Genomic DNA, 6375 nt, shown 5'->3' with positions numbered 1-6375 from the left:
GCGGGCGCAGCCAATCGCGCCGCCCAGGCGGTGTCAAGGCTCGCATCAGCCAGGGCACGGCACCCAAAGGGTCGCCTTGATACCGCCTGGGCGGTGTGATTCCTTCAGGCGACGATGCGACGGAAAGGCCGGAACCGAAACCGGAACCACAGCGCAAAGCCGCACCGACCCGCCTGGCCCACTCTTTCCAGAGCGAGGCCCTCCCCGGAGGGGCCGCCGGAGGCGCAGTTGACCTTGACTGGCCCTTGATCTGGCCTTTCACCCACAGCGACACGGCTCTCGGAGATCGACAGCACCCCCCACCCAACGACCGCCACCGACCAGTCAGCACCATGGCCGAAGGTCGTCAAAAAAGCTCTTAAGCAATACCCCCTACCGCCAGCCGCCGGATTGTAGGCGACCCCGCCACTCCCCGCCCAGCTCGCGATACCCGCGTGCCGCTTTCTCCCCGCCGAACGGGTAGATATCAGTGGTCTGTCAGTACTGCCTCCGCGACCTGGAGCACACTCGATCGCATGACCGAGCTTCGCGCCACGTCCCCGGACGGCTACCCCGTCACCGCCCGCGACACAGGCTCAGGGCCACGCTCCACATACTTCGAACACACCGATCACACTGACCACGCCAACGGTTCCACCAGCCCCAACGGCGCCGCCAGTTCTACGGACTTCACTGGCTCCACCGGCTCTACCGGCTCCACCGGCTTCACCGGCTCCGACAGCGCCAACGGCTCTATCGGCTCCACCGGCCCTACCGGCTCCGACAACGCCAACAGCGCCAACAGCTCTACCGACTCCACCGGCTCCACCAGCCCCACCGACCTCAACAGCTCCCACAGCTCCAACCACTCCGAAAGTTCAAAACCCCCCACCACCCCCACCACCCTCCTCATCATCCACCCCGGCGGCGGCGACCTCACCTCCTGGGACGCCGTAGCCACCCTCCTCCGCCCCGACTTCCGCGTAGTCCAACCCCAGCGCCGCATCTACGCCCCCGGCGCCGACATCACCCTCCCGCACTCAGTCGCGGTCGAAGCAGCCGACGTCCTCGCCATCACCGAAATCCTCGAACCCCCGATCGTCCTGGTCGGCCACTCCTCCGGCGCGGTAGCAGCCCTCGAAGCCGCCTTGGCCACGCCCTCCGCCTACGCCGGACTCGTCCTCTATGAACCTCCCCTCCCGACCCGCTCCCTCGTCGGCGGCGCAGCCGTCGTCGAAGCGCGCGCGGTATTCGAAAAGGGCGACCCGGTCGAGGCGATGCGCATCCACCTGCGCGACATCGTGCGCTTCCCGGGCGACCTCGTCGACGCGATGCTGGCCGACGAACAAACCCAGCAAGCCTTCACCACCCACGCCGGCGCGCAGATCGCGGACGCCGAGGCAATCGACGCACTCGGCGTCGGCACCGAACGCTTCGCCGCGCTGGACGTACCAACCGTACTGATCGAAGGCGACACCAGCCCGGCCCACCTCCGCGAACGCCTGGCAGACCTGGCCGCAGTCCTACCCGACGCGGAAGTCGTCACGCTCGCCGGCCAGGGACACATCGCCCACATCGCCGCCCCGGACCTCCTGGCCGAGACGGTACGCAGAGCAGCGCGGCGGTTCGTCGCCGCGCACGAGTCGGAGGCGGCCAACAGGGGGTAGTGGTGGGTGGCCGGGCCCCGCCGCTCGGCCGCTCACCTGGTGCCGTCGCCGGAGGGCACTGCGAAGGGGGCTTCGCAGTGCCCTTTTCTTTCTTTTTCCTTTACAAGCACCACCGACCACCAGCAATCGGCATCGACAGCCGGCAGCTCGACTTTCGGCAGCTCGACAACTCGACGGCCGGCGGCCGGCGGTCGGCAGTCAGCAGTCAGCAGTCCCAGCTCAGCAGTCAGCAGTTCGGGTACCGGCAGTCAGGGCAGTCAGCTACCGGCGCCAACCACCAACCACCCCCTCACCCCACCCTCCCCCCAACAACCCCCGCCACCGCCCGCAAAACCCCCTCCGAAACAGCCGCCGGCCCCCCAAAAACCTCCACCGCCCCACCCCCCAAAGCCGCCGCCATCCCATGCAACGCAACCCCCGTATACCCCGGCAACCCCCCCGGCTCCGTCAACAACAACGGACTCCGCGCCGCCGCCACCATCCCCGCCCCCGTCAGCGCATCAGCGAACTGCGTCCCCGTCGCGACCCCCACCGTCATCGGCGCCGGGAACATCCCCGCCACCCGTGCCGCCGTGTCGTACCGGTCCCGCCCCGCGAACTCCGCCCCGCGATCCACGTTCCACAGCCGTGCCCCCGTAACCGCCGCGACCGCCTGTCCGCCGACCGCCGCCACCGAGTGCGCATGCGCCGCGTAGTCCGCCACCGCGGGCGACATCGTGCGGTCGTTCGTCAGCAGAATCGCGGCCGGTGTTCCCGTCCCGCCGCCGAACACGCTCGCCAGCGGGCCCGCCGACAGCGCGTCCGGGAAGTCGTTGCCGGTCGCCAGTACCACGTTGCCCGTCGGGTTGCCGATCTCGTCGGCGATGGCCAGCGACGTCTCGAAGCGGTCCGACCCCGACACCCGCCGTACCTGCAACCCCGGCAGACCCAGCGCCGCGACCGCCTTCGGCGTCACCGCGTTGACCCCACCCAGCACATACACGATCCCCCCGGGCGCCAGCACCCGCTTGATCTCAGCCGTCACCCGCGCGTCGCCGCCCGCCGACGGCGTCAGCAGCAGCGGCGCCCCCTTCTCCGTGGCCAGCGGAACCCCGGCCAGCGCGTCCGGGTAGTTCTCGCCCGTCGCCAGGACCACCGCGGGGGCCGACCCGGCCTTCGGGAACGACGTCTGCGACACCCGGATCGCCGTCGCGTACCGGTCCGACCCCCACAACCTGGTCACCACCGGCGCGTTCGGCGCGGGCGGGCTCCCCACCGCCACCGAACCCACCCTCGCCAGGTAGTCGTCCGCCGGCGAACCGAGCCCGGTCGCGGTGTCGTACCCAGCCCCCGCCACCAGCGACGAATCCTGCCCGGCCCGATACAGCACCCCCCGCGACGGGTCGACCGTCGACACGTGCACGCCCTCGATCACCTGCGGCAGCCCCGCCGGGTGCGCCGTCACGTCGTGGAACGCCGAGCTCCCGCTCAACCCGTACAGCGCCGGGTTCGCGAACCCCACCGCGTGCCCGGCCGCCTGCTTCGCATCAGCCTGCAACGCCGAGAACTCCGGCGCCGCGACCGACGTGCCGCCCATCCCGCCCTCGCCGTACACCCCGGCGGTGTCCATCCCGGTCACCCCGACCAGCACCGACGTCGCCAGCGCCCCGTTCATCGCGACATCCGGCACGGTCCGCATCGGCCGCGTCGTCCCGTGCCCGCTCGACGTCTGCGCCGCCAGCCCCGCCGGCACCACCCCGGCCTGGTACCAGGGCTGCTCGACGTCCTCCGACGTCCCCCCGCCCCCGCCGAAGTAGAACGCGAACGGCACCCGCTGCCCCGGCACCGCCTGCCACGCCGCGTCGCCCTGCCGCGCGATCGCGACCCGGTCGCCCATCGCGGCCTCCCACGCGTACCCGCCCTGCGCGTCGGTCCCCAGCGTCGTCCCGCCGACCGCGGTCACCCACTGCGAACTCGCCGGCCACTCGGTCTGCCGCCGCGCCGAGTCCGGCGCGCAGTTCGCCCCGCCGGCGGCGTTGGCCGGGTCGTCGTCCCCGCAGTCGCCCGTGGAGAAGTCGAACCCGATGCCCTCCAGCGCGCCCTTCTGGAAGATCCGGTCGTACGCCGGTATCAGCGCCGGATCCAGGTCCTGCCCGTCCGACGTGTGCATGATCTCGCCCCACGAGTTCGAGACCACGTCCGCCAGGTGCCCGTCGACGATCTTCGCCTCGGCCGCCATCAGATCCGCGTCGGTGCACGAGTTCGCACCGACATACAGAATGTTCGCGTCCGGCGCCAAACCGTGCGCCATCTCGACGTCCAGCGCCTCCTCACCCGACGGATCCCCGCACGACACCGCGTTCGGGTTGTTCGGGTCCGGCTGGAGCGTCCACTGCGACCGGTCGTACATCTCGTTGTACTGCCCCGCCGCGAACGGCGCGTCACCGTGCGCCTTGGCATACGTATCCGCGTCGCCCCGCATCGTCGAGGAGGCGTACCAGTCCACGATCGCGATCGTCGCGCCCTTGCCGGTCAGCCCGGACTTGGTCACCCCGTAGGCGTCCCGCAGCTGCTTGGGCGTGTAGGAGCACGGCAGCAGCGGCGTCGGACCGGGATTGGTCCCGGGCGGAAACGCGCTGGTGCTCCGCTCCCCCCAATACGCCGAACAGTTCTGGTCCACGGCCGCCGCCGCGTTGACCTTCGCCGAGTCCGCGTGCACCCGCACCGAAGCCTGCATCAGCCCCGACACGCCGGAAACGTAGTCGGCCACCGCGGCCGGGACGACGGCGGCCGAAGCGGCGGCGTACTCCACCGAGCCGTTGGGCCGCTGGTAGTTCTTCAGCTGCGTGCCGAACGCGCGCTGCACAGCGGCCGAGTCGCCGACCGCGTCGATCCAGTCGCTCTGCACCCCGGAGATCTTCAACCCGGCCCCGGTGAGCCAGCCCTGCACCGCCGCGACCTGCGCCGGCGTCGCTCCGAACCGGGCCTTGACCTCGGCCGGCGACAGGTACTGCCGGTAGGCCGGGCTGCTCGGGTCGGCGGCGGCGCGCGCCGCCGCCGCCAGTCCCGCCGGGTCCTGTCCCGTCAGGTAGACCCGGGTGCTGATCAGCTTGGCGGCGGGCAGCGCGCCGCGGTCGGTGGCCGCGGTGGCCCATGCCGGGTGGGTCTCGGTGAGGACCTTGTTGCGGTTCTTGTGCGGCGTGTCGGCCTGCGCGGGCGTTGCGGAGGCGGACGCGGCGACGAGCGCGATGGCGACGGGTATCGCCCCGGCGATCACCGCGTGCGCACGCCGCGGCTGGGCGGCGTTCGGCATGGGTGGTTCCCTTTCCCCTCGAATGGCACGCCGTCCGGCTGCGCGAGACCGAGCAGCAGGCCTCACGGAGTTCCCTCAGGGACGGCGACCTTGTTTATCGATTCAAGACCTTGGCGAGCAAGCTGCCGATAGAGGTTGTGACCGGTTCGTGTCGTCCCGGGGCGGCGGGCGGTCTTCGCCACGACCTCCGCGTGACTCGGAGGCGAAATTCGGGCGAATTCGTCTCGCCGTCCTGTTCGAGCACGCACATACCCTAGACCACTGGCGGAACGGCTCATCGATTTCGGATATGCGCCATGTCTCAGATACGACAGGGCCTTAGCATTGACGGACCCAACGGGCATGGGTGCGGAAGAGGTGGCGTCGTGCTGAAGATTCTGGGCGTCGGGGAAACCGGAGAGCGCATATACCGCACGCTCCTCGGGGTGGCGTCGGCCACCGCCGGTGAGTTGGCCGAGCTGATGTCCACGCGGCTGGACGTCGTGGAGCGGGAGGTCACGGCGCTGACGGCGCTGGGCCTGGTGTCGGCCGGCGACGCCAAGCCGCGGCGGTTCTCGGCGGCGCCGCCGGACGTCACGCTGGAGAGCCTGGTCCTGCGGCGTCAGGCCGAGTTGGCCGAGGTGCGGGGCGAGTTGGCCGGGCTGGCCCGGACCTACCGCGACGCGCGGCGGGTGCAGAGCAGCGACGAGGTCATCGAGATCGTGGTCGGGGCCGAGGCGCTGACCGAGCGGGTGCTGCACATGAACCGGACGGCGCGGTTCCAGCACCTGGGTTTCGTCAAGCCGCCGTTCCAGGCCATCGGGCTGGAGGACACCGAGGCGCTGACCAATCCCGAGGTGGCGTACCGGACGGTGTTCGACCGCGAGGTCATGGCGTATCCGGACTTCCTGCGGGCGCTGCGCGCCGGCGTCGGGCCGGACGACCAGGTGCGGCTGCATCCGGCGCTGCCGATGAAGATGGTGATCACCGACCGCTCCACGGCGCTGCTGCCGCTGGTCAACGATCCGGCGGCGGGCCCGAGCGCGGTGGTGGTGCGCGGCGGCGGCCTGCTCGACGCGCTGGTGGCGCTGTTCGACCACTACTGGGCCGCGAGCGTGCCGCTGCCGTTGGACGACCGGGAGGCCGCGGCCGGCCCCGGGCCGTCGCCGGACGACCTGCGGATCCTGACACTGCTGCTGGCCGGGGCCACGGACGCGGCGGTGGCGCGGCAGCTGGACGTCAGCGTGCGCACCGTGCAGCGGCGGGTGACGGAGATGATGGCGGAGGCCGGGGTGTCGACGCGGATCCAGCTGGGCTGGCACGCCGCGCGCAACGGGTGGCTCTGACGGGCCAGTGGTCGGCGCTTCCCCAGGTACTTCGCCAAAGGTGCGTCCGGCTGCTTCGGGGCGCTTCGGTGCACTTCCGGGTGCTTCCGGATGCCCCGCCGGGGTGCTTTCC

3 protein-coding genes are annotated in these 6375 nt (G+C 71.2%); 2 read left to right on the top strand and 1 reads right to left on the bottom strand.

Going from position 1 to position 6375, the window contains the following annotated elements:
* The first annotated feature begins 515 nt into the window (after positions 1 to 515).
* On the top strand, positions 516 to 1646 hold the full coding sequence (locus ABD481_RS39715; protein ID WP_344671052.1) for an alpha/beta fold hydrolase: 1131 nt from the start codon (positions 516 to 518) through the stop codon (positions 1644 to 1646).
* 289 nt (positions 1647 to 1935) lie between these two features.
* Here ABD481_RS39715 and ABD481_RS39710 read toward each other — a convergent pair whose 3' ends face one another.
* Positions 1936 to 4938 (bottom strand): cell wall-binding repeat-containing protein, encoded by a 3003-nt coding sequence (locus tag ABD481_RS39710; protein ID WP_344671051.1) that lies wholly within the window; start codon positions 4936 to 4938, stop codon positions 1936 to 1938.
* Positions 4939 to 5303: 365 nt separating this feature from the next.
* On the opposite strand from ABD481_RS39710, the gene ABD481_RS39705 reads away from it, so the two are divergent.
* A complete protein-coding gene (locus ABD481_RS39705; RefSeq protein ID WP_344671050.1) occupies positions 5304 to 6263 on the top strand; it encodes a hypothetical protein in 960 nt (319 codons plus the stop codon).
* Positions 6264 to 6375: the final 112 nt, after the last annotated feature.

Origin of the sequence: Catenulispora yoronensis (assembly GCF_039531695.1) — a bacterium.
Classification (GTDB): domain Bacteria; phylum Actinomycetota; class Actinomycetes; order Streptomycetales; family Catenulisporaceae; genus Catenulispora; species Catenulispora yoronensis.
Note: the sequence above shows the minus strand (reverse complement) of the source record. Positions and strands in the feature narration are given on the sequence as shown.